The 26,464-nt window shown below is 72.7% G+C and carries 22 protein-coding genes and 3 pseudogenes; 15 read left to right on the top strand and 10 right to left on the bottom strand.

Translation table 11 applies throughout. From position 1 onward, the window contains the following. Positions 1–29: 29 nt before the first annotated feature. The 3 genes from ACIQ9G_RS18935 to ACIQ9G_RS18925 form a co-directional block, all read right to left on the bottom strand. A complete protein-coding gene (locus tag ACIQ9G_RS18935) occupies positions 30–812 on the bottom strand; it encodes a hypothetical protein (protein WP_403610580.1) in 783 nt (260 codons plus the stop codon). 95 nt (positions 813–907) lie between these two features. Further along, positions 908–1,612, bottom strand: coding sequence for an RNA polymerase sigma factor (locus tag ACIQ9G_RS18930; RefSeq protein WP_403610577.1), 705 nt, complete (start codon positions 1,610–1,612; stop codon positions 908–910). Positions 1,613–1,900: 288 nt separating this feature from the next. Further along, a complete protein-coding gene (locus tag ACIQ9G_RS18925; protein WP_403610574.1) occupies positions 1,901–2,350 on the bottom strand; it encodes a hypothetical protein in 450 nt (149 codons plus the stop codon). 177 nt (positions 2,351–2,527) lie between these two features. On the opposite strand from ACIQ9G_RS18925, the gene ACIQ9G_RS18920 reads away from it, so the two are divergent. The 4 genes from ACIQ9G_RS18920 (at position 2,528) to ACIQ9G_RS18905 (ending at position 8,918) form a co-directional block, all read left to right on the top strand. Further along, entirely contained in the window at positions 2,528–3,031 is a 504-nt protein-coding gene (locus ACIQ9G_RS18920) for a DUF1877 family protein (RefSeq protein WP_403610572.1), read from the top strand. A 90-nt stretch (positions 3,032–3,121) separates the two neighbouring features. Further along, positions 3,122–4,000 carry a hypothetical protein gene (locus ACIQ9G_RS18915; protein ID WP_403610569.1) on the top strand — a complete coding sequence of 293 codons (879 nt, stop codon included), beginning with the start codon at positions 3,122–3,124 and terminating at the stop codon, positions 3,998–4,000. Next, positions 3,997–6,582, top strand: coding sequence for a glycosyltransferase (locus tag ACIQ9G_RS18910; RefSeq protein WP_403610567.1), 2,586 nt, complete (start codon positions 3,997–3,999; stop codon positions 6,580–6,582). Before ACIQ9G_RS18915 ends, ACIQ9G_RS18910 begins: the two co-directional genes overlap by 4 nt. 20 nt (positions 6,583–6,602) lie before the next feature. Then, complete coding sequence (locus ACIQ9G_RS18905) at positions 6,603–8,918, top strand: transglycosylase domain-containing protein (protein ID WP_403610564.1); 2,316 nt, start codon at positions 6,603–6,605, stop codon at positions 8,916–8,918. Positions 8,919–9,070: 152 nt separating this feature from the next. Here the strand turns inward: ACIQ9G_RS18905 and ACIQ9G_RS18900 are convergent, their stop codons facing one another. The 5 genes and pseudogenes from ACIQ9G_RS18900 to ACIQ9G_RS18880 form a co-directional block, all read right to left on the bottom strand. Then, positions 9,071–9,487, bottom strand: coding sequence for a YeeE/YedE thiosulfate transporter family protein (locus ACIQ9G_RS18900; protein WP_403610562.1), 417 nt, complete (start codon positions 9,485–9,487; stop codon positions 9,071–9,073). After that, a complete protein-coding gene (locus ACIQ9G_RS18895; RefSeq protein ID WP_403610559.1) occupies positions 9,487–10,143 on the bottom strand; it encodes a YeeE/YedE family protein in 657 nt (218 codons plus the stop codon). The genes ACIQ9G_RS18900 and ACIQ9G_RS18895 overlap by 1 nt, the downstream gene beginning before the upstream one ends. A 1,112-nt stretch (positions 10,144–11,255) precedes the next feature. Next, positions 11,256–11,501, bottom strand: coding sequence for a hypothetical protein (locus ACIQ9G_RS18890; protein WP_403611328.1), 246 nt, complete (start codon positions 11,499–11,501; stop codon positions 11,256–11,258). A 125-nt stretch (positions 11,502–11,626) separates the two neighbouring features. Then, a pseudogene (locus ACIQ9G_RS18885) lies at positions 11,627–11,992 on the bottom strand (tyrosinase family protein); the annotation flags it as partial. 85 nt (positions 11,993–12,077) lie between these two features. Next, positions 12,078–13,115, bottom strand: coding sequence for an aldo/keto reductase (locus ACIQ9G_RS18880; RefSeq protein WP_403610557.1), 1,038 nt, complete (start codon positions 13,113–13,115; stop codon positions 12,078–12,080). Positions 13,116–13,233: 118 nt separating this feature from the next. Between ACIQ9G_RS18880 and ACIQ9G_RS18875 the strand changes: the two genes are divergently transcribed. The 3 genes and pseudogenes from ACIQ9G_RS18875 (at position 13,234) to ACIQ9G_RS18865 (ending at position 15,886) form a co-directional block, all read left to right on the top strand. Beyond that, positions 13,234–13,815, top strand: coding sequence for a TetR/AcrR family transcriptional regulator (locus ACIQ9G_RS18875; protein WP_403610555.1), 582 nt, complete (start codon positions 13,234–13,236; stop codon positions 13,813–13,815). A 160-nt stretch (positions 13,816–13,975) separates the two neighbouring features. Further along, on the top strand, positions 13,976–15,421 hold the full coding sequence (rox, locus tag ACIQ9G_RS18870; RefSeq protein ID WP_403610553.1) for a rifampin monooxygenase: 1,446 nt from the start codon (positions 13,976–13,978) through the stop codon (positions 15,419–15,421). Between the two features lie 102 nt (positions 15,422–15,523). Then, positions 15,524–15,886, top strand: a pseudogene (locus ACIQ9G_RS18865) (hypothetical protein). 193 nt (positions 15,887–16,079) lie between these two features. Here ACIQ9G_RS18865 and ACIQ9G_RS18860 read toward each other — a convergent pair. Next, the gene (locus ACIQ9G_RS18860) at positions 16,080–16,655 is read right to left on the bottom strand and encodes a cysteine hydrolase family protein (protein WP_403611285.1); all 576 of its coding nucleotides are present in this window, start codon (positions 16,653–16,655) and stop codon (positions 16,080–16,082) included. A gap of 392 nt (positions 16,656–17,047) precedes the next feature. Between ACIQ9G_RS18860 and ACIQ9G_RS18855 the strand changes: the two genes are divergently transcribed. Next, entirely contained in the window at positions 17,048–17,530 is a 483-nt protein-coding gene (locus tag ACIQ9G_RS18855) for an SRPBCC family protein (protein WP_403610550.1), read from the top strand. A 295-nt stretch (positions 17,531–17,825) separates the two neighbouring features. Here the strand turns inward: ACIQ9G_RS18855 and ACIQ9G_RS18850 are convergent, their stop codons facing one another. Continuing rightward, positions 17,826–18,737: a hypothetical protein gene (locus ACIQ9G_RS18850; protein WP_403610548.1), complete on the bottom strand. Its 912-nt coding sequence runs from the start codon at positions 18,735–18,737 to the stop codon at positions 17,826–17,828. A 300-nt stretch (positions 18,738–19,037) separates the two neighbouring features. Here ACIQ9G_RS18850 and ACIQ9G_RS18845 point away from each other — a divergent pair, with 300 nt between their 5' ends. From ACIQ9G_RS18845 to ACIQ9G_RS18815, 7 genes and pseudogenes are all read left to right on the top strand, one after another. After that, positions 19,038–19,832 carry a hypothetical protein gene (locus tag ACIQ9G_RS18845; RefSeq protein ID WP_403610546.1) on the top strand — a complete coding sequence of 265 codons (795 nt, stop codon included), beginning with the start codon at positions 19,038–19,040 and terminating at the stop codon, positions 19,830–19,832. A 105-nt stretch (positions 19,833–19,937) separates the two neighbouring features. Next, positions 19,938–20,882, top strand: coding sequence for an RNA polymerase sigma factor SigJ (sigJ, locus tag ACIQ9G_RS18840; protein ID WP_403610544.1), 945 nt, complete (start codon positions 19,938–19,940; stop codon positions 20,880–20,882). A 108-nt stretch (positions 20,883–20,990) separates the two neighbouring features. Next, positions 20,991–22,184 carry an NAD(P)/FAD-dependent oxidoreductase gene (locus ACIQ9G_RS18835; protein ID WP_403610541.1) on the top strand — a complete coding sequence of 398 codons (1,194 nt, stop codon included), beginning with the start codon at positions 20,991–20,993 and terminating at the stop codon, positions 22,182–22,184. Between the two features lie 280 nt (positions 22,185–22,464). Next, positions 22,465–22,664: pseudogene (locus ACIQ9G_RS18830) on the top strand (TerD-family protein); the annotation flags it as partial. Positions 22,665–22,969: 305 nt separating this feature from the next. Further along, positions 22,970–23,815 (top strand): hypothetical protein, encoded by an 846-nt coding sequence (locus tag ACIQ9G_RS18825; protein ID WP_403610538.1) that lies wholly within the window; start codon positions 22,970–22,972, stop codon positions 23,813–23,815. Next, the gene (locus tag ACIQ9G_RS18820) at positions 23,812–25,299 is read left to right on the top strand and encodes an NADH-ubiquinone oxidoreductase-F iron-sulfur binding region domain-containing protein (protein ID WP_403610535.1); all 1,488 of its coding nucleotides are present in this window, start codon (positions 23,812–23,814) and stop codon (positions 25,297–25,299) included. The genes ACIQ9G_RS18825 and ACIQ9G_RS18820 overlap by 4 nt, the downstream gene beginning before the upstream one ends. A gap of 394 nt (positions 25,300–25,693) precedes the next feature. Next, complete coding sequence (locus ACIQ9G_RS18815; protein WP_403610533.1) at positions 25,694–26,440, top strand: ferric reductase-like transmembrane domain-containing protein; 747 nt, start codon at positions 25,694–25,696, stop codon at positions 26,438–26,440. The last annotated feature ends 24 nt before the right edge of the window (positions 26,441–26,464 follow it).

Here is a 26,464-nt window from a genome sequence, read left to right as displayed (position 1 = left end):
GCCGACCGCCCCGGGCTTCCCGCCGCCGCCTACCTGCGGCTGCCGCCGCTGCCGCCGCTCCCGCCGCTGCCGCCGCTCCGGTCGCCGCCGGTCGGGCCGCCGCCGGCCGCGTTGCCCGTGCCGCCGGAGCCGCTGCCGGACGTGCCGTTGCCGGAGGTGTCGCCGCCGGAGCTGCCCGGGTTCCCCGCCGTGTCCTTGCCGGCCGCCGTCGCGCCTCCGGCCGGTCTGCCGGTGCCGCCCGGCCCGGCCGTCGCGTGCGCGAGCTGCTCGGAGCAGTACGCGGGGACCTGGTCCTTGCCGCCGGCCGCCTCGACGAGCCGCCGCCAGGCCGTGGAGTCGAGCGCCTTGCCGCGGTCCTTGACCTTCTCGTAGGCGCGGCAGTGCGCCTCGGTGTCCTGGGCGGAGGCCGGGCGGCCCGTCGGTCCGCGGTCGCCGGAGGACGACGAGAGGGCACCGCCCGGCCGGTCCGAGGCGGTCGCCGACGGGTGCGCGGCTCCCGGGCCGGCACCGGCTCGGTCCGCGGACGAGCCGGCGGAACCGATGGCCGCGACCGCGACACCGCCCAGCGCCAGGCTGGCGAACACCACGCCGAACGTCGTCTTCATCGGGCGTCCGGACCGCCGCTCCTCGGGCTGCCGCCAGTCGTCCCGGCGGCGGGTGCGCGACCGGTGCGCGCCCGTGCCGCGGGCGGACCGGTAGGCGGCCACGGCCCACTGCTCGGCCGCGGGGGCGGGATCGCCTCCGCGCAGGGCGGCGGCGAGCGCCGCTTCCAGCGCGGCGGTCTCCCGCACGTCGTCCCACCGGCCGGACACCTCGCCGTGAGGGTGCGCACGTCGACGGCCTCTGACTCCGCCGCCGCTCAGCCGTTCACCCATGTCCGCTTCCGTTCCTGTACGGCAAGTTCGATTCATTTCGACTCCCCAAGCGTGCGTGGAGCCTCATCCGTCACACCCTCGCCCTCCTCGTCGCCCAGACCCAGCTGGCGGGCGAGGCGTTTCAGGCCCCGGTGGGCGGCCGTGCGCACCGCCCCCGGGCGCTTGCCGAGGACGCGTGCGGCGGCGGGACCGTCCAGGCCGACGACGACCCGCAGGAGCACGGCCTCGGCCTGGTCCCGGGGCAGTCCGCGGACCAGTTCCAGGGCCCGCTCGGTGGAGAGGGACTCCAGGGCCAGGTCGTGGGTGCTGTGCGGGCTGGGCAGGTCCAGGACGTCCTGTTCGGTGCCCCCCGCCCGGGGCCGCACGCGCTGGCGGCGCAGGTGGTCCAGGGCCCGGTGCCGGGCGATGGTCGCCGTCCAGCCGCGGAACCCGGCTCCGTCGCCCTTGAAGCGTCCGAGGTCACGGGCGATCTCCAGCCATGCGTCGGACGCCACGTCCTCCGCGTCGTCACCGACGATCCCGTGCAGATAGCCGAGCAGCCCCGGCTGGACGATCCGGTAGGCCACGGCGAAAGCGGTCTCGTCGCCCTCCTGGGCCCGCGCCACCGCCGCGCCCAGTTCCCCGTTCGCCGCCACGCGCCCGGGTTGCCGTACCTGGCTCAAAACTGTCCTCGTTCGCGCCGAATTCACAGCGAGTCCATGCCTCCGCCGTGCGCCCGATCGCGTCGACGGCCCCATGATGACCAGCGTCCGCTCGCACAGAAATGTCACAACGCACCACGTGTCTTCACTTCGGCGCAGGTGTGCCGGGTGACGTTTCACGCCGGCCGTGCGCTTCATGAGTGCCGAGTCCGCCCGGGACAGGTCGAGAGCGACCACCTGGCCGGATCCCGACGCCGCGATCCACCCCCGGATCTCTCTCCGTGCTGCTCTCCCACTCCCCCCGGGAGCGGCACGGAGAGGGCCGCGGGCGGCCGGAGCCCCTCCCACTGCATGGGGTTCCGGCCGCCCGCACATCTCCCGGCGTCAACGAGGCCGGCGATCCCCGGGCGCCGGTGAGGGCGCCCCCGCCGGTACGGGAGCGGCCGCCGCCGCGCCGGCCGTCGCGTCGCGGCACAGCAGCCGCAGCGAACCGTGTCCGGCGAAGCAGCGGCGGGCCTCGTCGATGGGGTCCCACAGCCGTCCGTCCGCCGTGCGGATCCGGTGGTCGCCGTCCACCGCCCACCACTCGGCGTCGGCCTGGCGGACGATCACCTCACCCGCGTACGCCCCGAAGGAGCGCAACACCCTCTCGACGGCGGCGTACGGCGTCTCCTCCCGCCGGAGGTCGGCGATGATCCGGTCGACGCGCCACAGGCTCGGTGCCGAGTAGTCGAGGCGCAGCCGGGCCCCCTCGCGCATCGTCGCCACCACGTCCGCCGCCCAGCGCACGGGCTTGGCCGCGGCGTCGGGTCTCGTCTCCTGCTGTGTCGTCACGTACGGAGAAGCGAGGTCACCGGCCGATCCATCACCCGGATCCGCGCGCTTCCCCGCGACGGGGCCCGGGAGGCCCCCTCCGGCCGTACGACGGAAGTGCGACGGTGCGGGAGCCCCCGGACCTGGCGGTCCCTCCGCCCGCGTGACGCTTCGGCACCCCGGTGCGCTCCTCCTGGCATGAGCGCGTACCTCCGTCTGCGAGCGGTGCCGCCCCCGGCGCTGCGCAACAGTGCGACCTGGCTTGAACGGCTGTTCGAGGACGACTCGGCGACCGTCCGGCACCGGGTCGTCCGGCACCGCGAGGAGGTGCTGGACGGGCGCTATCTGGACCAGGAGCGCATCTACGCCGGCGTCTCCCCGCATCGCGCCGCCGACCGGCCCCAGGCCCAGGTGGTCCTCGGCGGCCGGCCGGTGCCTCGCGCCGACCCGCGCAAGCCGCAGCTCCTGGTGCTGACGGCGGCCCAGGCCCGCCGGGTGGCCAGGTTCCTGACCACCGCCGACTTCGACGCGCTGTGGTTCTTCGCCCGCGACGAACTGCTGCCGCGCTACGGCGGTGCGCGGGCGGAGCCCGAGACGTGGGGCGCGTTCATCACGGGACACCGCGAGCTGACGGCGTTCTACACGCGGACGGCCGACTGCGGCGAGGCGGTGGTGAAGTGGCTGCCCGCCCGGGGCACGTGAAGGTCGCCCGGGTGTAACACTTTCGGCCGCGTGCGCTCTTTCCATGCGGACGACCATGCCGGTCGTCGGCCAGGACAGGGGGCACGACTCGTGCAGTGGACGAACGACAGCGGCGCGGCGTACGGCCAGGACCCGTACGCCGGTGCCGGGTACCCGTACGCCCAGGGCCAGGGCCAGGGCCACGGATACGGCCACGGGTACACGTACGGGCACGCATACGGCGGCACCGCCACCACCGACACGGCCACCCTGCCCTGGTCCCCGGAACCCGCGTACGGGACGCACCCGGGGCACGCCGCCTTCACGACGGGCACGTACCCCCACGCCCCCGGCACGCACCTCTACGCGGCCGGCCCCGGCCCGGCCACGACGGTGTGGGACGCCCGCTACGGTGACGCCCTCACCGTGCCGCCCCCGGAGTTCGCCACCCCCGTCCCTGCCGTACCGGAAGTGGCGGCGGAACCGCCACCGGGTCCGGAACCGGACGCGGCGGGCGAGGCGGTGCGGCCCGTCTTCGTCGACTCCTCGGGGCGACGCCAGCGCCGCGTCCTGCGCGCCACCCGGCTGCTGCTGATCCCCGCAGGCGGCTACGTCGCCCTGCTGATCAGCACCGTGCTCGGCGGACCCAGCATCAGCTCCCCGGCCGTCCCGCAGCCGCACTCCCCGCACCCGGCCGCCCCCGGGGCGAGCGCACCCGACACCGCGCCCGGTACGGAGCAGTCGTCCGGGACCACCGACTCCGTCGCGGCGCCACGGAACTCCCGCTCCACCGCGACGCGGGCGGCCGTCGGCCCGGCCGACCGGCCGACCGGCTCCGCCACCCCCGTGGCCACCTCCGGGACCACCGCGGCCCCCACCGGGACCACGTCCCCGACCTCGGCCTCGACTCCGACGGCGACCACGACCGCCGCCCCCACCTCCGTGTCCCAGGGCCGCGGCGTCGGCTCGACCCGCAACCCCGTGAAGTGAGCCAGGCCCCCGACGTGACCGACCGCCGACGCCACACCGCCCCCGCGCGCCGTGGCCGCAGCCGCACCCGCCAGATCACCCCCCGCACCCACTGGCTGCTGCTGAGCGTGCTCACGGTGACCCTGGCGACGGCCCTCCTGCTGCAGGGCTACACCCACCACATGTTCGGCATCACGTCGGACGACGCGTCCGGCGCCCGCGGCCGGAGCGAGGCGGTGCCGCGTCAGGTGACCCACGGCGGCCCCGTGATCGCGAACGCCGCCGGCACAGCGCACACCGCCCGGGTGAAGGCCCGCACCGTGGCGCTGACCTTCGACGACGGCCCCGACCCCGTCTGGACCCCGCGCATCCTGGACGTGCTCCGCCGCAACCATGTGCACGCGACCTTCTTCGTCGTCGGCACCCAGGCCGTCGCCCACCCGGAGCTGGTCCGCCGGATCGTCGCCGAGGGCCACCAGATCGGCATCCACACCTTCACCCATCCCGACCTGTCCCGCCTCGCCCCCTGGCAGCGTTCCCTGGAACTGCGCGAGACGCAGCTGGCGGTGGCCGGCGCGGCCGGCGTCACCACCGCGCTGCTGAGACCGCCGTACTCCTCGGAGAACGACATGCTGGACGACGCCGACTGGTCCGTCCTCCGGCAGGCCGGCGCGGCGGGCTACGTCACGGTGCTCTCCACCCGGGACGCCGGGGACTGGCAGCGCCCCGGCACGGACCGCGTCCTCGCCCGGGCGACACCGCACGGCCACGCCGGGCAGATCGTGCTGATGCACGACGGCGGCGGCGACCGGTCGCAGACCGTCGCCGCGCTGGGCACGCTGGTGCCCCGGCTCAAGGCGCGGGGCTTCACCTTCGCCACGGTCTCCGACGCGGTCGGCATGGCCCCGCCCGTCCGGTCCGCCGGCCTCGGCGACCATCTGCAGGGGCTGGCCCTGATCCGGGTGCTGCAGGGCGGCGACTGGCTGGTGTGGCTGCTGGGCCTGCTGATGTACGCGGCCGGCGCGATCAGCGTGCTGCGCGCGGTGGTCGTCCTGATCGCCGCCCGCCGGCACCGGCGGCTTCGGACGGCGAGCCGGGGCGCGTCCTGGGGGCCGCCGGTGACCGAGCCGGTCAGCGTCATCGTCCCCGCGTACAACGAGAGCGCCGGGATCGAGGCGGCCGTGCGCTCCCTGCTCGCCTCGGACCATCCGGTGGAGATCATCGTGGTGGACGACGGTTCGACCGACGGCACCGCCAACCTGGTGGAGTCGCTCCGCCTGCCGGTACGGGTGATCCGGCAGCAGAACGCGGGCAAGCCCGCCGCGCTCAACACCGGACTCGCGGCCGCGACCCACGACCTGGTGGTCATGGTCGACGGCGACACGGTCTTCGACTCCGACACCGTCGGCGCGATCGTGCAGCCCTTCGCCGACCCCCACGTGGGCGCCGTCTCGGGCAACGCCAAGGTCGTCAACCGCGGCGGTCTGCTGGGCCGCTGGCAGCACATCGAGTACGTGGTCGGGTTCAACCTCGACCGCCGCCTGTTCGACCTCGCCGAGTGCATGCCGACCGTGCCCGGAGCGGTCGGCGCGTTCCGCCGCCGTGCGCTGCTCGAACTGGGGGGCGTCAGCGACGTCACCCTCGCCGAGGACACCGACCTCACCATGGCGCTGTGCCGCGACGGCTGGCGCGTGGTGTACGAGGAGGGCGCGGTGGCCTGGACCGAGGCGCCCGCGTCGCTGAACGCCCTGTGGCGGCAGCGGTACCGCTGGTGCTACGGCACCCTCCAGGCGATGTGGAAGCACCGCGGCGCGCTGGTGCAGCGCGGCGCGGCCGGGAAGCTGGGCCGCCGCGGCCTGGTCTATCTGCTGCTCTTCCAGGTGCTGCTGCCCCTGCTCGCACCCGTCGTGGACGTCTTCGCCGTGTACGGCCTGTTCTTCCTCGACCCGGTCCGGATCGTCGGGCTGTGGCTGGCCTTCCTGCTGCTGCAGCTCCTGATGGGCCTGTACGCCTTCCGCCTGGACGGGGAGCGGCCCGGCCCGCTGTGGAGCCTGCCGCTGCAGCAGTTCGTCTACCGGCAGTTGATGTACCTGGTGGTGATCCAGTCCGTCTTCACCGCCGTCTCGGGCTCCCGGCTGCGGTGGCAGCGCATGGAGCGCTACGGCAGCCTGCGGGCCCCCGTGGCCGCGGAGACGCCCGACGACGGCCACGGCCTTCCCCGGCAGGACCCCGGCTCTGCCCACCCGGCGCCGTACGACGGCCCTCCGCGGCGGACGCCGTACGACGGCGTCCCGGCGCAGGCGCCGTACGGCGACGCCCCGGTGCCGGCGGGACACGGCGGCGGCTTCCCACGGCAGAGGCCGTACGAACCCCTCCGGCAGCCGGCGCCGTACGGCGGTGTCCCGCGAGAGGCGCCGTACGACCCGTACCAGCAGCCGGCCCCGTACGACGCGCACCCCCTCCCGGACCCGTACGGCGGTGTCCCGCGAGAGGCGCCGTACGACCCCCACCAGCGGCAGGCGCCGTACGACTCCCGGCAGCAGCCCCCGCCCCACCCCGGTCACTGGCAGCCCGGACACCACGAGACCACCCGACCGTACTGAGAGGACAGTGAGCAGCGCCCATGAGCGGACACCGGCGCCGACCGCCGCAGCGCTTTCCCGGCGGCACGCCTGCCGGGGGACACCTCGCCACGGGCCGCAGGGCCGCACGCGGTGACCAGACCCCCCGGCACGACGTGCCGGGCCGCGCCCGGAGGCGGGCGCCGCAGCGGAAGCGCTGGATCGACTACCCGCGCGGGGCCAGGACGGGCCCGCGCCGCTGGCTGCCGTCGGTGCGTCAGCTGCTGGCGTTCCTCGCGCTCTTCTCCGGCGTCACGGCGGCGGCCGTCGGCTACGCCTACGCCACGGTCACCATCCCCGACCCCAATCCCACGACACTGCTGCAGAACAACGTCTACTACTGGTCGGACGGCAGGGTCCTGGCGACCGACGGCAGCGTCAACCGGCAGAACGCCACGCTCGCGCAGGTACCCGCCGACGTGCGGTGGGACTTCATCGCCGCGGAGAACGCGTCCTTCTACACGGACCCCGGCATCGACCCGCAGGGAATCCTCCGCGCCGTCGTCGACATGGCCGAGGGCGGCTCCGTCCAGTCCGGCTCGACGATCACCCAGCAGTTCGTCAAGAACACCTACCTGGACCAGTCGCAGACGGTCTCACGGAAGCTCAAGGAGCTGCTGATCTCCACCAAGATCGGCGCCGTCATGACCAAGGACCAGATCCTCCAGGGGTATCTGAACACCTGCTTCTTCGGCCGCCAGGCCAACGGCATCCAGGCCGCGGCCCGCATGTACTACGACCTGCCGGTGGAGAAGCTCGACGTGAGCCGGGGAGCCTTCCTCGCCGCGGCGGTCAACGAGCCGAGCCTCTTCCAGCGCGCGGACTCCGACCCGGTGGCCAGGGCGAAGGCGGAGGCACGCTGGTCCTGGGTGCTCGACCGGATGGTCGAGATCGGCAGGCTGACGCCCCAGCAGCGGGCGCGCTACGCGGCCGCCGGATTCCCCGCCCCCAAGAAGTGGACCCCCGGTTCGGGGCTCACGGGCCAGACCGGCTACCTGGTCCAGCTCGCCCGGTCCTACGTTCAGGCTCACGACCGGAACATCACCGACAGCAGCCTCAGCAGGGGCGGCTACCAGATCCACACCACCTTCGACAGGAAGAGGACGGCGCACCTGGCCCGGGCCGTCACCGCGGTGCGCGGGCAGCGCCTCGACCCCGCCCACCGGCCCGTCGACCGGAACGTCCAGGTCGGAGCCGCCTCGGTGGATCCTTCGACCGGAAGGATCCTCGCCGTCTACGGCGGCCCCGGCTTCGACCACAACCACTTCTCCGACAACGCCGACACCTCCGGCGTCCCGGTCGGCTCGACCTTCAAACCCGTCGTCCTCGCCGCGGCGCTCCAGCACGGGGCCGTACTGCGGCCCGGCACGTCCCCGAAGCCGATCACCCCGGCCAGCAAGTTCAACGGTGACGACGGACTCAAGATCAAGGACCAGCAGGGCAATTACGTCGCCGACCCCAAGGACCCCACCGGCCTCCTCCACCAGCACAACGACACCACCCGGCGCTGGGGCTACATCTCCCTGCGCAAGGCGATGGAGCAGTCGGTGAACACGCCGTACGTCCAGCTCGGCGAGGACGTCGGCTACGGCAGTGTGGCGCGCACGGCACAGGCCCTCGGCCTGCGCCCGAGCAGCCTCGCCGCCCCCAGCGCCGGCTTCTACATCGGCACCTCCACACCGAGCGCCATCCGCATGGCGGGCGCGTACGCGACCTTCGCCGCCGAGGGGATGCAGGCCACCCCGTACTCGGTGACGAAGGTCGTCCACAACGGCGCGCCCCTGCCCGGCTTCACGGCCCCCGCCCCCGTACGGGCCCTGCCGGCGGAGGTCGCCGGCAATGTGACGGACGTGCTCCGCGGTGTCATAGCCCGGGGCACCGGCACCAAGGCCCAGGCGCTCGGCCGGACGGCCGCGGGCAAGACGGGCACCACCGACGACTTCAAGTCGGCCTGGTTCGTGGGCTACACCCCCCGGCTCGCCACCTCCGTCGTCCTCTTCCGCGAGGACCCGGCCCACCCGCAGTTGCAGTCCCTGATCGGTGTCGGCGGCCTGCGGAAGGTGTTCGGCGGCGACATCCCCACCGAGATCTGGACCCAGTACATGCGGGACGCCCTCGCCGGTCTGCCCGACACGCCCTTCCCCGCCCCCGCGCCCCTCGGCCACGGCGCCGACGAACCCGGGGCCCCGTCCCCCTCGCCGTCCGCATCCCCTGGCGGGCGGGGCGCCAAGACCGGCAAGAAGACGCCCTCGACCGCCGCACCCACCCCGGGCGCGCCGGTGAACCGCACCAAGTGCCATGCGCACAAGTGCCGTTGACGCAGTGTGGCCCGGGGCGTGAGGCCCCGGGCCGCAATGGCGTGACTTTGGTCCGGTCGTCCGGTCGTCCGGTCGTCGGTTGTCGGTCGTCCGGTCGTCCGGTCGTCGGTCGTCCGGCCCGGTCCTTCGGGAACGGCGCGGGTTCCCCCGCGTCACATCCCGCAGGAGCCGCGGTCGAACTGGAAGAACCGGTTGCTGGCCCAGCGGCACAGCCACATGCCGACGGCGATGCCGGCGATCGTGACGAAGGCGGGCAGGTATCCGCTGGCGACCTGGATGATCGGGATCGTCGGGCACCCGCCCGAGATCGCCCAGCCCGTGCCGAACAGCACCGCGCCCGGGATCACACCGGCGTGGATGCGCCCGGGGGTGCGGCGGACCCGCACCAGGGCGAACGCGACCACGATGATCGCGACGGCGCCGGCGAAGGAGTAGAACATGCGCATGTCCTGGAAGGTGAACATGCGGTTCAGCTCGGCGAAGTCGCCGAAGCCGATGTTGGTGACGACGTAACCCAGGCCCAGTCCGGTGAGGATGTTGGCCAGCAGAATCGCGCCCCGGGTACGCATCAGATCACCTTCCACAGGAGGAACGACACCGCGACGGCGGTGCCGAAGAACACGGCGGTCGCGACGATGCTGACCGGACGGAGCCGGCCGCAGCCGCTGAGACCGTGGCCGGAGCTGCACCCGCCGGCCAGTCGCGTGCCGAAGCCGACCAGGACGCCGCCGAGGAACAACACGCCGACCATGACGGCCGGGTCGGCGGTGACCAGGCTCCGGAAGCCCGCGCCCATGTCGTACCGCACGTGGAACCGCCCGGAGGTGACCGCGGCGATCAGTCCGCCGAAGAAGACCGACACCAGCAGGGCGGCCTGGGTGACCAGCGGGGCGGGCCGTGAGTTCGTGGCCGAGGAGTCCGCACCCGGCGCCGGTTCGACGACGGCCGGCTGGGGCGGCTGCGCCTGCGGGTAGGGAGCCGGTGCCGCGGCGGGGGCGCCGACCGTGCCGAAGTGCTCCGCGGTGGCCGCGGCGAGCGCCGCTGCGAGCGCCTCGTCGTCGCCGAACTCCTCGTCCATCCGCTCGAGTTCGCGTTCGCTGCGCCAGTTCAGCACGCGCTCCCACGCCGACGACACACCCAGGGAGCGGTCGGTGATGAGGGTGAAGTTGATGGTGATCAGCGCGAGCCCGACAGCTCCCGCCCACCAGGGCCAGTACGTACTCATGCGGGGCCTCTCATCCAGTCGGCGAGCCGAGCCCACCAGCCGCGCCTCGGGCTGGACGCCTGCCGCGCGCGTCGGTCGGGGCGACCCCCGGGCTGGGGAGTCAGGGTGGGTGATGACGGTTGGTGATGCCCGGCCATGGCCGGCTGGGACCAGGAAGCGGTGCCCGGCTGGGACCAGGAACCGGCTCCCTGCGCCCACGGATCGGGCTGTGACGGCGGGGCCTGTGCGGGCGCCTGCCACGCCTGCCCCGGGTTGGTCGCGCCGTACGCGCCGGCGCCCTGCATACCCGCGCCGGGCATCCCTGCGCCCTGCATACCCGCGCCGGGCATCCCTGCGCCCTGCATACCCGCGCCGGGCATCCCTGCGCCCTGCATACCCGCGCGGGCCGTCTCCGCGGCGGCCGGGGTCTCGAGGTGCCGCGCTACGGCTCCGTTGGGCAGCAGGCTGATGGGCACGCGCTCACCCGCGAGCGAAGACTTGTAGCGGGCACAGGTGTGCCACTGGTCCTGGCTGTCGCAGTAGTAATCGCGCCACCCGTGCAAGCTCGCCCGGAGTAGGGGGAAAAGGGGACATGACACGGCGTGCGAGCAACTCACGCTGCTCCCTCCTGACCGGGGCCTGCCGCCCGGTTCGGAGAGGGCGGTTGCCGTTCTCGGTTCTTGTCCTTGCTGCGGCCGGCCGGCGATTTCGAATGCCTTGAGAAATGCGGGCCCCGCGCCGAATTGTGACTTCCTGTCATTGTGTTCAGCCGTGATGCAACCACTTTTTCGGTGTCCCGGGCAACCTGACTGGGTATTACCCGGCCAACCCCTTGACATCACGGAGTGATGTGCGCCACGCGATGAATACGCCGGTCTATCTCCCATGTCCGGATATCCGCTGGCCACGGTGCGGGCGGTTTGATCGTTATTCGGCCGCACAGTTGAATCCTTGACCACTCAGGTCGGTTGTTCATGGAGAGGGTAGAAATTCTGCGATCGATTGTGATGAAGATGTGAATATTGCGGATCGTAAATGAAGGCGTTTGCGGAAGGTGATCATCAAGCCTGGTCTCCTGGCCGTCGAGCTCGGCCAGGAGACCGTCGGGGCACGAGGCGGGGAGGGTCCCCTGGTCAGGCCGTCACGTCCCGGGTGGACCGCCACGCGATCGCGCCGGCCAGGCCGCTGACCTCCAGGCCGCCCTCCTCGGTCAGCCGGAGACTGTTGCCGGTGCCGTCGATGCCCAGGCTCCACACCCGGTGTCCCTCGGCGTCGTCGATGGTGAGGTCGCCGTCCATCTGCATGACGTACATCCCGGGAGACGTGCGCTGCGTCTCGGACGCCCACCGCGGAGTCCGCGCGCCGTCCTGATGCGGCACGGCGTCTTCCGGAGGCAGTCCTCCACGTCGTCGGCCGTGGGCAGTTGGCGGCCGCCGGCTCCGAACTGCCGTCTGAGGAACGCCGGGATCGACCGGGTGGGGTCGACGCAGGTCCATCCGTTGGCGTAGGCGAACGGGCCGGTCGTCACGATGGCGTCGCCGGCCCTGCCGTCGCCGCCCATGAAGTCGTCCGCCCGGATCGACCAGGGATCGACGGTGTCCGTCCAGTCCCGGTACGCAATGGTGGCCTGCTGGTCCCCGGCGAGCCGGTGCACCGCGACCTCGAAGATCCGGACGAACTCCCGGTGCCGGGGCAGGAAGGTGGGGACCTGGTGGTACCAGGGCGCGCCCTCCGCGTGCATCTCGGTGAACTGGCCGTAGGCGCCCCGGCGCTTGGCCTCCAGTACCGCGTTGACGAACTGGGCCTTCTGGTCGGCGGAGAGAGTGCCTGGTTCCTGCGGACGACGTGAGCCATGGCGTGCCCCTCTCAACGATGGGCCGAACGGGTGAATTACCCCGACCGACGTCGAACGCCCCCGGGCCCGCCGCCACGCGGCGGGGCGAGGCCCGCCCGGTCTACCGGCGGCGGAACGCGGCGTCCAGCGTGGTCGTACTGGTGCTCCACATGTTGTCGGCGATGTTGATCGTGTGCCCGGGAGGCACGATCTCGTCGATGCGGTCGAGGACCTCGTCGGACAGGTCGACGCCGTCGGCCGTCAGGTAGGACTCGAGGTGCTCCATGGTGCGCGGGCCGACGATCGCGGAGGTCACCGCCGGATGGCGGGTGACGAACGCGATGGCCATCTGAACGAGCGTCATGCCGGCCTCGTCGGCGAGCGCTCCGAGGGCGTCGGCGGCGTCGAGCTTCGCCGCGTTCGCCGGGGACGTGGCGTCGTAGGCGCCGGGGAAGCGGCGCTGACGGGCCGGCGAGCCCGGCCCGGCTACCTCCCGGCCCTTGCGGTAGCGCCCTGTGAGCCAGCCGCCGGCCAGGGGGCTGTAGGTCAGCACGCCCATCCCGTGGCGCAGGCAGGTCGGCAGCACGTCGTACTCGACGGCACGGGTCAGGAGGGAGTACGGCGGCTGCTCGGTGCGGAACCGCTCGCGGCCGCGCCGCTCGGCGGTCCACTGCGCCTCGACGATCTCGGACGCGGCGGCCGTCGACGCTCCGAACATACGGATCTTCCCGGCGCGGACCAGGTCGGACAGGACGCCCAGGGTCTCGTCGACGTCGACGGACGCGTCGAGACGGTGGACCTGGTAGAGGTCGATCCAGTCGGTCCCCAGTCGGCGCAGCGAGCCCTCGACCGCCTCCGTGATCCAGCGCCGCGACGCCCCCCGCCGGTTGCGGTCCTCACCGAACGGCAGGCCGACCTTGGTGGCCAGTACGACGTCCTCGCGCCGCCCGCCGCCGAGCGCCTTGCCCACGATCCGCTCCGACTCCCCGCCGGAGTAGACGTCGGCGGTGTCGACGAAGTTGATGCCGGCGTCCAGCGCGCGGTGAATGATCTTGATCGAGTCGTCGTGGTCACTGTTGCCGAAAGCGCCGAACATCATCGCGCCGAGGCACAGCCGGCTGACGGAGACGCCGGTGCGTCCCAGGGGTCGGTAGTCCATCGAAGCTCCTCCGCTCACCGCGAACCGATCGCGGCGGATGGGTAGAATCAGGCTCCACGCAGAACCGGATAGCCTGTCCGTTCAGCGTACCGGATAGCCTATCCATTTAGGAAGCCCGATGACCCCGGACCAGCTGCCCGCACCGCCGAGGCGTGCCGACGCCGAGCGCAACCGAGGCAAGATCCTCGCGGTCGCCCGCGCCGCCTTCGCCGAACCCGGCGCCCAGGTGTCGATGGCCGAGATCGCGCGCCGCGCGGGGGTCGGCATGGCGACCCTCTACCGCAACTTCCCCGGCCGCCGGGAGCTCCTGGAGGCCCTCTACGTCGACGAGGTCGACGCCATCTGCGAGGCCGCCGGGACCGTCGAGGGCGAGACGCCGGGAGCGGTTCTCACGGCCTGGCTGCACCGGTTCTTCGCCTTCTTCACCAGCAAGCACGACATCGCTTCCGAGCTTCTGGCGCAGTCCGGCGGCGACAACCCCGTCTTCAGCGAGAACCGCCCCCGGGTCCTGGCCGCCGGCCGGCCGCTCCTCGTCGCCGCACAGGAGTCCCGCGAAGTCCGCGCCGACCTCACCCTCGAGCAGATCTGCGACATGGTCATCGCCATCGCCACGATCCACGGCGACCCCGACTACGTCGCCCCGATCCTGGGAGCCGCCCTCGACGGCCTGCGCCCGACGGACACCGCGAAATTCGCCTAGGTCCTCAGGCGCCGGCGCGAAGAAATGACAAAGGCAAGGAGGTCACCCCACTCCTTGCCACTCTCAACGTATAGCGCACCGGGGGGCTTGCGGCAAGGCCCCTCTCGTGCCGCAGAATCTCCGGCCGAAGCGACAACCTGCGGAAACAATGGGGGCGTTGATGATCGACGTGATCATCGCCGGTGGCGGACCGACCGGACTGATGCTGGCCGCCGAGCTGCGGCTGGCCGGAGTGCACGTGGTCGTGCTGGAGAAGCTGACCGAGCCGAGCGGGCAGTCCCGCGGACGCGGGCTGCACGCGCGCAGCGTCGAGGTGATGGACCAGCGCGGCCTGCTGGACCGGTTCCTCGCGGTCAGTGAGAAGTTCCAGGTCGGGGGTCTCTTCGGCGGCATCGTCAAACCGTGGCCGGACCGCCTGGACACGGCCCACCCGTACGGCCTCGCCACCCCGCAGCCGGTCACCGAGCGACTGCTCGACGAACGTGCCCGGGAACTGGGAGCCGAGCTCCGGCGCGGCCGTGAGCTGATCGGGCTGAGCCAGGACGAGGACGGGGTCGGCGTCGAGCTGGCGGACGGCACGCGCCTGCGCTCGCGCTACCTCGTCGGCTGCGACGGCGGCCGCAGCACGGTGCGCCGGCTGCTCGGCGTCGGCTTCCCCGGCGAGCCCGCCAAGGTCGAGACGCTGCTGGGCGACATGGAACTGACCGAGGATCCGGAGACGATCGCCGCCGTCGTCGAGGAGGTCCGCAGCACTCAACTGCGCTTCGGTGTCATCCCCGAGGGCGAGGGCGTGTACCGCGTCGTCGTCCCCGCCGCGGAGGTGGCCGAGGACCGGACGACCGCGCCGACCCTGGAGGAGTTCAGGGACCGGCTGCGGGCGGTCGCGGGGACCGACTTCGGCGCGCGCTCGCCGCGCTGGCTGTCCCGGTTCGGCGACGCCACCCGGCAGGCCGAGCGCTACCGGGTGGGCCGGGTGCTGCTGGCCGGTGACGCGGCGCACATCCATCCGCCGACCGGCGGGCAGGGCCTCAACCTCGGTGTGCAGGACGCGTTCAACCTCGGCTGGAAGCTGGCCGCCGCGGTCAACGGCTGGGCGCCGGAGGGGCTGCTGGACAGCTACCACGCCGAGCGCCACCCGGTGGGCGCCCGCGTGCTGGCCGGTACCCGGGCACAGATGACGCTGCTGGGGACCGATCCGGGCGCGACCGCACTGCGGGAGCTGTTCTCCGAGTTGATGGACTTCGAGGAGGTGAACCGGTACGTGACCGGGATGATCACCGCGGTCGAGGTCCGCTACGACTTCGGCGAGGGCCACGACCTGCTCGGCCGGCGGCTGCGGGACGTGAACCTGAAACGGGGCCGCCTCTACGAGCTGATGCACCACGGCCGCGGACTGTTGCTCGACCAGACCGGCCGGCTCTCGGTGGAGGGCTGGGCGGACCGGGTCGACCACGTCGCCGACGTCGCCGAGGACCTGGACGTGCCCGCGGTGCTGCTGCGGCCGGACGGCCACGTGGCGTGGGCCGGCGAGGACCAGCGGGATCTGCTCGGCCACCTCCCGAAGTGGTTCGGCACCGCCGTCGGCCGCGGCCCCGACCGCCGTTGACGACGACGGCCCGGGGGGCACCATGACCCCGGTCCGGGTACTCGGGTCGGGCTGAGTACGGGGGCTCTGTCCGGCGACGGCGTGAGCCGGAACGCTTGGGCCATGCGCCAAGGACTGATGAAACCCGTGCTCCCGCTGTTGCCGGTCCTCGTGCCCGCCGGGGCGTCGCTGCCGCTCTGGGCCGCCTGGCTGGGCTGGGACCAGCAGCGTGACGTACACCCCGACGGCACGACGACCGGACCGTACGAGGCCTGGCAGGTGATCGGGCTGGTGCTGACGCTGCTGATGCCGGTGTACTGGGCGGCATCCCGGCATCCCGGCATCCCGGCGTCACGTCGCGGCCGCCGTGGCCGGCACCACGGCCGGCCTGACCGTCGCCGCCTGGGCCGACTGGTCGGACGACTCCAGCGTCTCTTCGTGATCGGCGCGGGGATGGTCATGGGAAGCGGCGGCAACGGACGGTGAACTGCGGGCGAACGCCGGTTCAGCACGTCAGACACACCCCGACGCCGAAGAGTTGTATCGACGGCGCGCGCCCATCGCCGAATGGGGAGCGACTCGCGGATGATCCTGACGATCACCTTCTGCACGGCCGATGTCGCACGGCGAGTGCGCACGGCCGAACTCCGCACGGCCAACTCCGCACGGGCGAGTTCGGTCAGGACCCGGCGGATGAATCCGTGAAGTCGATCTCCTTCGCGGTGACGATCCGGGCGCCCATGTTGAGCTCCATCATCTCCAGCGCGGCGGACGCCAGATGGGGGTGGATGGAGGCGACGGCATCCTTGGGCACCGTGACCTCCAGGTGGCGGATGTGCGCGTCCAGGGCGGAGTAGAGGACGCACTGCTCGGTGACCGCACCGGCCAGCACCACCTGTCCGACGGCCAGACGCCACAGGAGGTAGGCCAAGGGCGTCTCGTAGAAGGCGGAATGGCGGGCCTTCACCACGAAGAGCGACTCGTCGTCGGGCCGTATCGGCTCGATCAGGTCGGCGTGGGACCCGGCCAGCGCGGCGTCCACCAGCTCTCCGTGGTGGGAGCGCCACAGCCCGAAATTGTCGTTCGCGTAGATCACCGGCACGCCTGCCCCGCGGGCCCGGTCGAGCAGCCCCGCCAGGACGGGCACGACACGTTCGACGGACGGCACGAGCAGTTCGGCGTCCTCGTGCTCGTATGTGTTGATCATGTCGACCACGAGGAGAGCGAGCCCCGTCGGGTCCGACCGCCGCTCCATGGCCTCCGCCGCCCGTCCGGCTCTCTCAGTCACGCGGCTGCGGCGGGATGTCGGACATCGTGTCTCCCGGGTGAGGTGTGTGGCGGCGCTTTCGGGAACGCGCTGCCGAGTACCCCGTGGCCCGGCGGGCGTAACGGGGGCGCGCGGGTGTCCTCGCCGGTACGGACACATCAGGGAGAGCGCCGAGGCCCGCGGGGAGTCCCCGACGCGCGACATCCCGGGGCGCTCCTCGATGACCAAGAAGGAGCTGCGGAACGCACTCGGCCGCTGAGGCGCGGGGTCCCGTTCCGAAGCCGTGGTCTTCACATCGGTTTCCCGGGTACCCGGTGCCTCGCACAGAGGCGGGAGGCCGGCGCGGCCGGCTCCGGCGACCAGCGGACCAGGAGGGATCTATGAGCACGGTCAAGGAAACGGTCGACGTGGAGGTCCCGCTCCGCAGGGCGTACGACCAGTGGACGCAGTTCGAGAAGTTCCCGAAGTTCATGGAAGGCGTCGAGGAGGTCCGGCAGCTCGACGACCGGCACAACCACTGGACCACCAGCATCGGCGGGGTGCGGCGCGAGTTCGACACGGAGATCGTCGACCAGCTGGCGGACGACCGGATCACCTGGCGGTCCGTCGGCGGCGAGACCCGGCAGCGCGGCTCGGTCCGCTTCGAGCGGCTGGGCGACGCGCACACCAGGGTCGAGCTCACGATGGAGGTCGAGCCGACCGGTGTCGCCGAGAAGGGCGCGGACGCGCTGGGCGTGATCGACATGCGGGTGAAGGGTGACCTGCGCCGTTTCAAGGACTACATCGAGGGCGGCGGCGGCGAGGGCGAAGGCTGGCGCGGACGCATCCGCCCGGAGGACCCGGGCGCGGGCACCGGCTCCTGACGGCCCGACAGGCTCACGCGCCGACGGGCGCCTGCGCGACACCCGGGCCAGGACCCCGGCCAGGACCCCGGCCAGGACCCCGGCCAGGACCCCGGCCAGGACCCGGGCCAGGACCCGGGCCAGGACCCGGATCGGAGCGACACATCGGCCAGGACACCGGTCGGCTCCGCGCTCCGGCGGGCCGGCCCGGACCACACACAGGTCGGCACGGCCCCGGTGAGGGGCCGTGCCGGCTGCGCGGCCGGTTCAGCCGCTGTCGGCCCGGATCGCCGTCGTGGTCACCCGCGGCCGGCGGTCAGACCTTGGAAAGCGTGACCTCGGACTCCTGCTGCCCGGTGTCGACGGTCACCGGGTAGTCGCGGTCGTCCGCCCTGGCCTTGCCGCGCATCGTCGCGGTGCCCGGCCGGAACGAGGTGTCGGGTTCCTGGCTGGTCAGGCTGACGGACCACGGGACGGGCGCGCCGGGGGTGCAGGCGACGGTGGCCGAGTAGGACGCGCCCGGCGTTCCGTTGTTCTGGACCTGGAAGACCTGCCCGGTCAGCGAGACGCTCGCGGGCTTGTTGCACGTCACGGTGCCACCGACGGTGATGTGACCGTCCCGGACGTCCACCGTGCCGTTGGGGTCGGTGGTCATTCCCAGGGTCAGTTCGGCCGGAGGCTCGGGCATGACCGCGTGCACCTCACCGCTCAGCGGCACCGTCGACCCGTTGCAGTACTGCTCGTAGGTGGCGTCCAGTTCGCGGACGTAGCCGTAGGGGCCGAAGGCGACGTGCTCGATGGTGAAGGAGCCGGAATTGGTGTTGCACCATTTGTCGGTCCCGTTGTCGGTCCCGCTGAACTGCAGTTCCGGATCGGCCGGCTGGGCGTAGGGCCACTGCTTGGCCCCGGTGTACGTGGTGCCCTCGGTCAGCTTCTGACCGTCGGGCGCGGCGATGATGAGACGCCAGCGCGTGCTCTCGTCCGCGTCGACCGCGACGGTCAGGCTGTTCTCGTCCTGGCTGCCCTGGACGTCGAACAGCTGAACCGCGCCGGCCGCGTACGCGTACGACTGACCGCCCGAGATGGGCTCGCCGGTGCCGCCGCTGAAGCTGAGCGTTCCCGACTCCGCGCTCTGGGCCTCCGCGGTGCCCCCCAGCGGGGCGGCCGTGAGCGCGACGGTGACTGCCGCGATCACGCCCATCGTGCGGGCCAGTACGCGCCTCGGCATGGTACTTCTCGTCAAGGTCCCCCCAAGGGAGTGTGGTGAACTCGACCGATCACACGCGCGACACGCGCGCCTGCTCTGGTCAAGTCGCCCTGAAATATGGCTGGTTGAGGAACCGATCAGGTCCCACCTTCTAAGCGCCGAAACTTGATCAAGCGTCACGGTGGCCCTGTCGTCCCCGTCCGCCGCGCACCGCGCGCGGGCGGCCGGGTGGGGTGGGACGGGGTGGCACCGGGTGCGTCGGGTGGTAGCGTCACGCTCTTCGCCAGGCGCCCTGTGCGGAGTCATCGGTAGGTACCTGCCATGCCTGATCAGCTCGCCCTCGACCCCTACGCGATGTGGGAGCACGCGCTCGCCGAGGTGGACCGGATCTTCGCTCCGCCGCCCGAGCTCGACCGGCCGGTGGAGGGCTGCACCTTCTGCACGCCGGAGCTGCGCATCCTCGGCGGCGACCCGTCCGCCGTACCGGAAGATCTCCTCGGGCATTTCCTGCGAGAGGTCGTCGATCACTGGAGCGCCGACCAGTACCCCGTCCTGTGGCGTCGCCTCCTGCCCCGTGCCCTGCGCCATTGGGGCCCGGACGGCCCCGGGACCGACCCGGCGGGGGAACTCGACCGTCTCGGCCCGCACGGAGCCCGGCTGATCGACTGGCCGGTTTCCGAACGTACGGCGGTCGAACGGGCCTTCCGGGCCCTGCTCGCGATCGCCGTGACCGACGGCCGGTCCCCCGGGGAGATCACCGACCTCGTGGAAGGCATCGCCAACGCCACGGACGGCCTGGGGCCGTGGCTGGAGTACATGGCGGCACTCCCCGGCCCCGAGGCGGACGCCGGCCTCGTCCGGCTGGCGGTCCACTGGGCGACCGAACTCCTGTGGGAGGACTTCCGGTTCTGGTGGTACGACGGCGACCCGCAGGCCGTCGCCGACTGGCTCCTCACCCAGCGGGACCGCATCGCGGCCTTCGCCGCACGGCACCCGCGCTGCAAGAACGCGTCGGACGCGCTGACAGCGATCACCCACCTCGGAGCAGGGGCCGAAAGCCCCTGGCTGTACCCGCACAGCGGGGCGAGCCCGTCGCCCTTGCCGCTCGGCGCGTGACGCACACCGGAACAGCCGGGCCGCTGGGGCGTCCCGCGACCGCCCCCGCGGCCGGCCCACCTGACGCGGGGGAGTACGGCCCCTCTGGGAGCTAGGATCCGGGCCATGGCCCTGACCGTGAACGACGTGGAACGGTTCGAGGCCTCCAGGCCTCGCCTGGAGGCCATCGGCTACCGCCTCCTCGGCTCCGCGAGTGAGGCCGAGGACGCCGTGCAGGAGACGTTCCTGCGCTGGCAGGCCGCCGACGTCGATCACATCGAGGTCCCCGAGGCATGGCTGGCGAAGGTCCTCACCAATCTGTGCCTCAACCAGCTCACCTCGGCCCGCGCGCGGCGCGAGACCTACGTGGGCCAATGGCTCCCCGAGCCGCTGCTCGCGGGGGACCCTATGCTCGGCCCGGCCGACACCGCCGAACAGCGCGAATCGGTCTCGTACGCCGTCCTCACCCTGCTGGAGCGCCTCTCCCCCAACGAGCGCGCGGTGTACGTGCTGCGGGAGGCCTTCGCCTACCCCCACCGGGAGATCGCCGAGATCCTCGACATCACCGAGGCCGCCAGCCAGCAGATCTTCCACCGTGCCAAGAAGCACGTGGTGGACGGCAAGAGCCGCACCGAGATCGACGAGGCCGCCGCCCGGCGGATCGTCGAAGAGTTCCTCGCGGCGGCCACCAGCGGCCGGACCGAGCCACTCGTACGGCTGCTCACCCAGGACGCCGTCTCGATCGGCGACGGTGGCGGGAAGGTCCCGGCCCGGGCCAAGGCGTTCGAGGGCGCGCTCGCGGTCGCGAAGTTCATGCGGGGCCTGTTCAGACCGAGCAAGGCCAAGCGCGTCCTGGCCGGTGGCTCACCCGAGGTCTACGCCACGACCGCCAACGGCGACCCCGCCGTCGTGGCGGTCGTCGAAGGCCGGGTCGTCGGCGTCGTCTGCCTGGAGGTCACCGCGGGCGGCATCGCCGCGTTCCGCAATCAGGTCAACCCCGACAAGCTCGAACGGGCGACCCGGCGGTGGGCGTCCGCCGACCACGGTGAACCCCTGCTCCACGTCTTCTGATCCTGAGCCTTCTGATCCTGATGTGAGGTGCTTCACATCGCGCTGTTGTCAGGAAAGGGCGGCCGGCCCGGTTCAAGTGGCGAACCCGCTGACGACAGGAGCCAGGAAATGCAGCACCGCATCATCGTCCTCGGAGCCGGATACGCAGGAGCCATCGCCGCCGGGCGCCTCGCTGGACGGCTGCGCCCCGGGGAGGTCGCCCTCACCCTCGTCAACGCCGAGCCCGACTTCGTAGAGCGCGTCCGGATGCACCAACTCGCGGTCGGCCAGGACCTCAAGCCGCGGCCCTTCAGCGAGATGTTCGCGGGCACCGGCGTCGAACTGAAGCTCGGGAAGGTCACCGGCGTCGACGTGGACCGCAAGACGGTCACGGTCGTCGCGGCGAACGGCGCCGAGGAACTGGCGTACGACACCCTCGTCTACGCCCTCGGCAGCGGCTGGAACGACCACGGCGTCCCCGGCACCGCCGAGCACGCCCACGAGATCGCCGGCCGTCCCGGAGCGCTGCGGCTGCGTGAGCGCCTGGCCCGCCTGGACGCCGGAGAGCCCGTGGTCGTGGTCGGTGGCGGTCTCACCGGCCTGGAGGCGGCGAGCGAGATCGCCGAGGCCCGGCCGGACCTCGATGTCGCCCTCGTCGCCCGCGGCGGCCTCGGTGACTGGCTCTCCGGCAAGGGCCGCGGGCACCTGCGCGAGGTCTTCGACAAGCTCGGCGTCACCGTGCACGAGCACACCGCCGTCACCGGCGTCGAGGCCGACCGCGTCACCACGGCCGAGGGCGGGACGATCCCCGCCGCGGTCACCGTGTGGACCACCGGCTTCGCCGTCCACCCGATCGCCCGGGCCACCACCCTGGAGGTCACCGGCACAGGCCGGATCGTGGTCGATCGGACCATGCGCTCGGTTTCGCATCCCGACGTGTACGCCATCGGCGACGCGGCCATGGTGACGGGTCCCGGCGACAAGCCGCTGCGCATGTCGTGCGCCTCGGGCGTCCCGACCGCGTGGCAGGCCGCCGACGCCATCGCGGCGCGCCTGACCGGCGGGAAGCTCCCGAAGGTGCCGCTCCGCTACTTCAACCAGTGCATCTCGCTGGGCCGCAAGGAAGGCCTGATCCAGTACGTCACCGCCGACGACCGCGCCGTGCGGACCGCCCTGACGGGACGGATCGCCGCCCGCTACAAGGAGTTGGTCTGCAAGGGCGCCGCCTGGGGTGTCGCCCACCCGTTGCTCATGCCGGCCCGCCGCCGCCGCGTGGTGCGGGAGCCGGCCCGGGCGGGCTCGGCGGTCGAGACGCCGGCCTGATGCGTCCTCAAGGGCGCGCGGGGGCTGCGGCGTCGTGGATCGCCGGGAGGTTGGGGACCTGAGCACGGGTCGTCATGTCACCGTTGTGGCGGCCGTCCACCCGGGGCCGCGAGAGAAGCAGGACGGCCGGGCAGGCCTGTCGGCATGGTGACCGTGGTGGCCACGTGGGTCTGCGCCGTGGCCGTGGGCCGGACTCCGGTGCACTGGCCGCACATGCCGGAAGTGTTCTTCTTCTCCGGCACGTCGGAGCCGTCCGAGCCCTCGGGACGTCAAGGCTCCGGTTCACTACGACAGCCGGTCGCCGGACGGCACCATCGACATGAGCCGGCACGGCCGGACCGGCATGGGCTTCGGGGTCGTGGAGGTGATGATCCTGGAGTTCGAACGTCTCTCACCCCCGTACGGGCATGTGGTGGTCGGGGTGGCCATCACCAGAACGGTGGGCCCCGGACGTTCGGAGACATCTCCAACGCCGGGGTGGCCCCCTGGCTTGCTGGTCGGTGAGTCTCGTCACGCCGCTCTCGGTATCTACTACGGACGGTCGTGGACCATATCGCCCGTCGTCTGACGAGCGTCCGGCGCCGAGGCCGGGCCCCGCTACGGTCGTGGGTCGTATCGGAGGCGGTTGGCACGGGGCCGGGCGCGAGCTAACGATGGGCCCCTGTCGTGTAGTGCCGCAGGGGCCACGCCCCGGCGGCGCGCTGCCCCGACGTGGGCATTCGGAACCCCGATCCGGCCCGCCACGGCCTGGCCGCGTCAGCCGATCGCAAGGAAGAAGGTGCCCCATGCCCAGCGTCGCCCTGCTCGCCCGGCCCGTGGTCGGCGCTGCGTGGGCGGGAGCAGCAGGCCGGGTGATGGCCTTCCTGGACTGCTTCGCCGGTGTCTTCACCCTGCTCTCGCTGACGGCCGTGGTGGCATGCGGGCTCGCCGCCACCGACCGGCTGATGCTGACCCCCCGGCTGCGGGTGGCCGTGCAGTCGGTGCATCGGGCGAGCGCCGTCGCGGCGCTCGGCTTCCTGACCACACACATCGCGGTCAAGGTCGTCGGGCGGCACGTCGCTCCGCTGACCGCGGTGGCCCCGTTCACCGGCGGCGCCGCCCTCCCGGTGAGCCTGGGCGCCATCGCCGCTGACCTGCTCGTGCTGATCACGGCCACCGGCGTGCTCCGCGGCCGGTTCGCCGGCAGCCGACGCCCCTGGCTGTGGCGGGTGCTGCACTCGACGGCGTACGTCTGCTGGCCGGTCTCACTGGCGCACGGGCTGACGGCTGGGCGCAAGGCGCACCCGTGGGTGATCTGGGGCTACGGCCTGTTCGCGGCCCTGGTGGCGCTCGCACTGCTGGTCCGTGCACTTTCCTGCCTGGGCCGCCACCGGAACCTGAGCCGGCGCCGGCGCGGCGCCAAGGCCTATCGGCCCGCTGCGGTCCGCCCGGCCGCGCTGGCCGACCTGTCCACGCGGTCGGCCCGGCCCTTCACCGGCGCCCGCCCGATCGCCTGGGCCGCCGGGCCCGCGGCACCGACGACGGTGGCTCGCCGATTCCCACGGAGTGCCGGCCTGCCCGGACAGTCCAAGCACGCCGCGGAACCAGGGCCCTGGCCGGTCCGCCTGGCCCAGCCGGGGAGCAGCGAGTGAAGGACGCCCCGCTGGAGCTGCCCGAGGTGCGCCGGCTGGATTCGGCCCGGCTGACCGCCGGTCTGGACCGCCACCAGCGCCTGGACCTCGCCGCGCACACCCGTGTCCACCCGCCGCTCCGCCCACCGGGCCGGGACGCTCTGCTCGCCCTGGCCGAAGCCGTCGACCTGTCCGGCCGCGGCGGCGCAGGCTTCCCGTTCGCCCGCAAGGCCCGGGCCACGCTCGCCGCCGCCGACCGCGCCGGCGCGCGGCCGGTCGTCGTGGTGAACGGCGCGGAGGGCGAACCGGCCAGCGCCAAGGACAAGATGCTGCTCGCCCGCGTGCCGCATCTGGTACTGGACGGTGCCTGCCTGGCCGCGGCCGCGTTCGGAGCCGAGGAGATCGTGATCGGCGTCGCCGCGGGCGGTCCCGGCGAGATGTCGGTCCCGGCGGCCCTCGCCGAGCGGGAACTTCCCTGCCGGGCCCGGACCGTGTGCCTGCCCGACCGCTTCGTCTCCGGCGAATCCGGGGCCCTGATCCGTGGCATCAACGGCCTGCCGGTGGTACCGGCGCCGTTGAAGGCCCGCGCGGCCGACGGCGGAACGGGCGGGGTGCGTCGCCGTCCGACGCTGCTGTCCAACGCCGAGACCTGGGCCCAACTCGCCGTCGCGGCCCGGCTCGGACCTGATTCCTACGCCGCCGTCGGCGCCGTCGGTGAACCCGGTACGGTCCTGCTCACCGTCAACCGGCCAGGCGCTGATCAGCTCGTGGTCGAGGTTCCGACCGGCACCCCGCTGGGGCCGGTACTGGACGCCTGCGGCCTCCAGCCCGGCGCTGGCGTGCTGGTGGGCGGCTACCACGGCGCCTGGCTGCACCCGTCGGACGCCGTCGGCGCGCCGCTCTCCCGTGCCGGACTCGCCGGCCTCGGCGGAACCCTCGGCGCGGGCGCGATCGTCGCGCTGCCCCACGACACCTGCCCGCTCGGCGAGACCGCCCGGATCGCGGCCTGGCTGGCGACCGAGTCCGCCGGCCAGTGCGGACCGTGCAAGCGCGGCCTGCCCGATGCCGCCGAGGCCTTGGCGGTGCTGGCCGCCGGTGCCGGCGGGCCCGAGGTGCTGGAGGACGCCCGGCGCGCCCTCGGCGCGGCCCAGGGTGGTGGCGCCTGCTCCCACCCGGACGGCACGGCCCGCTTCCTGCTCACCGCGCTGGACGTCTTCTCCGAGGACGTCGACGCCCACCTGTCCGGCCCCGGCTGCGGCCGTCCCGTGCGCGGCGTACTGCCCCTCCCCCCTGCGAAAGGCGCCCGACTGGAGGTGGACTGGTCCCGCTGCGCCGGCCACGGTCTGTGCGCCGTGCTGGCCCCCGAGCTCATTCGCCTCGGCCCGCACGGTTACCCCACCTCCACCACCATCCCGGTCGCCCCCTGGCAGGAGCACGGCGCCCGCCGCGCCGTCAACCAGTGCCCGGCCCTGGCCGTGCGTCTCAGGCGTCACGGGTTCCGGTGACCGGTGTCGGAGGCGAACGAAGTGGCGCTTCTCACAGGGGATTCTCACTCCCGGCGGGATCTCCGCGCGAAGGCACCGTGCGCACACGGGATTCAGAGGACTTTCAGAGATTGCCCACGGAACCGGCCCCTTCGGCTTCGCAAAGAGAACATTTCGCGGCATTCCCCTTGCGTTTGTCTTCCTGAAGACGCCGATCGGCCGTCCGCATTCGTGTAGCGTCTGCGGCCATCAGCGCGCCGCCTCTGCGGGGGCAGCGGACTCATCCGCAGGTGGCTCGCCCTCGGGGGCATTGGTGTCATCCCCTGCGTGGACGCACTCCGCGTGCGGCGGCCGCCCCGACCGGCCGACCCGTCCGTGCGTTCCGCGGGGCATGTCGATGCGAGGAGCTCACAACATGCTGAGGGACAAGGTGCCGTCCGGGCGCGGTCCTGTCGTCGGCGGATGTGCCGGGTGGCTGGTCGTCGCAGTGACGGTCGCCGGCGCCACCGCGCTTCTGGCTCCCGAGGCCGTCGCTGCCGCGCCGCCGATACCGGGATCACCGTTGGACGCGTACCGCGAGCACGTGCCGTACGACATCGGCGTGCACAAGATCGCACGGCTGGCCGCAATCATCGCCTACGTGCTGATGGTCTCGACAGTCGTCCTGGGGGTGATGCTGAGGCTGCGGTTCATGCAGCGCGCCGTCAACAGGGCCACCTTCTACGGCGCCCACATGACGCTGGCCCTCTCGGCGGTGATCTTCGGAGGCATCCACGGTCTGACGTTCCTCTACCAGCCGATCTGGCGGATCGGCTGGGCGCAGCTGACGCTGCCCTTTTTCGGCGGCGTCCAGCGCGTCCCGGTGGGAATGGGCATCCTCGGGACGGAGCTGGCCATCGCCGTGGCCTGCTCGGTGTGGCTGCAGAACCGCTTGGGCTACCACCGCTGGCTGCGGGTCCATCAGCTCGCCTACGCGTCCTTCGTCCTGATCTGGCTGCATGTCTTTCTCGTCCACCCGGAACCGCGCCATCTGAACCTGGTGGCGGTCGGCGTGGCGGCGGGTGCCGGCACGGTGCTGGTGGCCTTCCTCATCCGCGTCTTCCCCTCACGCTCCAGGCTGCGCCGGCGGGCCTTCCCGAGCGGGGCCGGAGCCGCCAGGTGAGCCATCCTCATACCGGGCACCGGG

The sequence above is a fragment of the Streptomyces sp. NPDC096152 genome, from assembly GCF_044763235.1.
Classification (GTDB): Bacteria; Actinomycetota; Actinomycetes; order Streptomycetales; family Streptomycetaceae; genus Streptomyces.
The sequence above is the reverse complement of the archived record's forward strand: the minus strand, read 5'-3'. Positions and strand labels throughout refer to the sequence as shown.

What these genes read in the sequence shown, in the direction of transcription:
- ACIQ9G_RS18855 (WP_403610550.1), top strand. Translation starts at nt 17,048, where the DNA reads ATGAGCACGGTCAAGGAAACGGTCGACGTGGAGGTCCCGCTCCGCAGG.
- rox (WP_403610553.1), top strand. Translation starts at nt 13,976, where the DNA reads ATGATCGACGTGATCATCGCCGGTGGCGGACCGACCGGACTGATGCTG.
- ACIQ9G_RS18895 (WP_403610559.1), bottom strand. Translation starts at nt 10,143, where the DNA reads ATGAGTACGTACTGGCCCTGGTGGGCGGGAGCTGTCGGGCTCGCGCTG.
- ACIQ9G_RS18845 (WP_403610546.1), top strand. Translation starts at nt 19,038, where the DNA reads ATGCCTGATCAGCTCGCCCTCGACCCCTACGCGATGTGGGAGCACGCG.
- ACIQ9G_RS18920 (WP_403610572.1), top strand. Translation starts at nt 2,528, where the DNA reads ATGAGCGCGTACCTCCGTCTGCGAGCGGTGCCGCCCCCGGCGCTGCGC.
- ACIQ9G_RS18900 (WP_403610562.1), bottom strand. Translation starts at nt 9,487, where the DNA reads ATGCGTACCCGGGGCGCGATTCTGCTGGCCAACATCCTCACCGGACTG.
- ACIQ9G_RS18880 (WP_403610557.1), bottom strand. Translation starts at nt 13,115, where the DNA reads ATGGACTACCGACCCCTGGGACGCACCGGCGTCTCCGTCAGCCGGCTG.
- sigJ (WP_403610544.1), top strand. Translation starts at nt 19,938, where the DNA reads ATGGCCCTGACCGTGAACGACGTGGAACGGTTCGAGGCCTCCAGGCCT.
- ACIQ9G_RS18850 (WP_403610548.1), bottom strand. Translation starts at nt 18,737, where the DNA reads ATGCCGAGGCGCGTACTGGCCCGCACGATGGGCGTGATCGCGGCAGTC.
- ACIQ9G_RS18905 (WP_403610564.1), top strand. Translation starts at nt 6,603, where the DNA reads ATGAGCGGACACCGGCGCCGACCGCCGCAGCGCTTTCCCGGCGGCACG.
- ACIQ9G_RS18815 (WP_403610533.1), top strand. Translation starts at nt 25,694, where the DNA reads ATGCTGAGGGACAAGGTGCCGTCCGGGCGCGGTCCTGTCGTCGGCGGA.
- ACIQ9G_RS18835 (WP_403610541.1), top strand. Translation starts at nt 20,991, where the DNA reads ATGCAGCACCGCATCATCGTCCTCGGAGCCGGATACGCAGGAGCCATC.
- ACIQ9G_RS18860 (WP_403611285.1), bottom strand. Translation starts at nt 16,655, where the DNA reads ATGGAGCGGCGGTCGGACCCGACGGGGCTCGCTCTCCTCGTGGTCGAC.
- ACIQ9G_RS18825 (WP_403610538.1), top strand. Translation starts at nt 22,970, where the DNA reads ATGCCCAGCGTCGCCCTGCTCGCCCGGCCCGTGGTCGGCGCTGCGTGG.
- ACIQ9G_RS18875 (WP_403610555.1), top strand. Translation starts at nt 13,234, where the DNA reads ATGACCCCGGACCAGCTGCCCGCACCGCCGAGGCGTGCCGACGCCGAG.
- ACIQ9G_RS18930 (WP_403610577.1), bottom strand. Translation starts at nt 1,612, where the DNA reads ATGGGGCCGTCGACGCGATCGGGCGCACGGCGGAGGCATGGACTCGCT.